Source organism: Sporichthya brevicatena, from assembly GCF_039525035.1.
GTDB classification, from domain to species: Bacteria; Actinomycetota; Actinomycetes; order Sporichthyales; family Sporichthyaceae; genus Sporichthya; species Sporichthya brevicatena.
This window is the reverse complement of record NZ_BAAAHE010000078.1, coordinates 1-1,092: the sequence shown is the minus strand read 5'-3', so window position 1 is coordinate 1,092 and position 1,092 is coordinate 1. Positions and strand designations below refer to the sequence as shown.

The 1,092-nt window shown below is 69.0% G+C and carries 2 protein-coding genes; both read right to left on the bottom strand.

Translation table 11 applies throughout. From position 1 onward, the window contains the following. Nucleotides 1-55: 55 nt before the first annotated feature. Nucleotides 56-295 (bottom strand): hypothetical protein, encoded by a 240-nt coding sequence (locus ABD401_RS24995; RefSeq protein WP_344609949.1) that lies wholly within the window; start codon nt 293-295, stop codon nt 56-58. Further along, a partial coding sequence (locus ABD401_RS24990) for a hypothetical protein (RefSeq protein WP_344609947.1) occupies nt 295-1,092 on the bottom strand: 798 nt, incomplete at its 5' end. The genes ABD401_RS24995 and ABD401_RS24990, both read right to left, overlap by 1 nt.

Below are 1,092 nucleotides of genomic sequence, written 5' to 3'. Positions count from 1 at the left end.
AGCCGCTCTGCTTCGAGTGCTCTGATGCGTGCGTCGAGCTCGTCCCGGGGCCCGCTCACTGCTGCCCCTCCTGGTCGCCTGCCCGCTGCTCGCCGCGCACAACGGCGTCGGGGCCGAGGATCCGGTACTGGTATCTGCGGTTCGAGGCGCGGTCCCTTCGCCGGTAGCCCTTCAACGCATCCACGGCCTCGGACTCGCTCATCGCTGGGCCGAGCGTGACCCAGTTCCCCCGTGGGCTGTCCATAGTGGGCTGCTGCGGGTCGAACCGTTGGATGCGAACCATGACCTCCTCCATCAGTGGCCCCCTTCCTGGGTCTGGTCCGCCCGCTGGCAGGTGCAGGGGTAGGAACTGCACGGGCAGTTAGCCGCTGCGGTGATCGCGTCCTGGAGCTCGGGGGTAAAGGACGACATCCAGCCCATGTGGATCGGCTCGGTTTCCTCAGCGGGGTTTGCGCCGAGTTTGATAGCACCCTCCACGTGTTCCTCCGCACGGCCGGACCCGTTGCCCGCGAGATGCTCGATCAGCGCGGCGACGGCAGCGCGCATCGTTGCCTTGTTCGCTTCGGGCACGTCGGCCCACGGTTTGCGGGATGCCTGCTGGGTTTCCCAGCCCGCGCCGACCGCTGCGGCCTCGTAGGCGTCGTGCATGACCTCGCAGGCGCGCTCGATGTCAGCGGGTTCGGGCCGTGCTGTCCCTGCCCGCTGCGCGCGTTCGTGGGCGAGGAACCGGGCGGCGTCGGAGTCCGGCCAGGAATGCAGAGTCGGCTCAGCGGCCTCCTCGTCCTGCGGGCGTGGCCCGGTCATCACCCGCAGCGGATGTATGCCGCAATCGGGCACGTCGGGCCACCCGGGCACGTAGGACTTGCGCATGCCGGTGGCGTGGTTGCTGCATCCGTTGGCCCCGCAGACCTCAGCGGCCTCCTCGTCCTGCGGGCCACGCCGCTGCGGGTTGAACTTCAACTCCAAGCCGCTGTTGGAGCCCGGTTGGAGTTCGTCCTGCGGGCAACGGATCGCGGCGCGGATGTCCTCGCAACACGGGCACATCGCAGAGCACAGTGTGGCCTCGACGCGGGCGAGCTTTTCGGCCTGAGC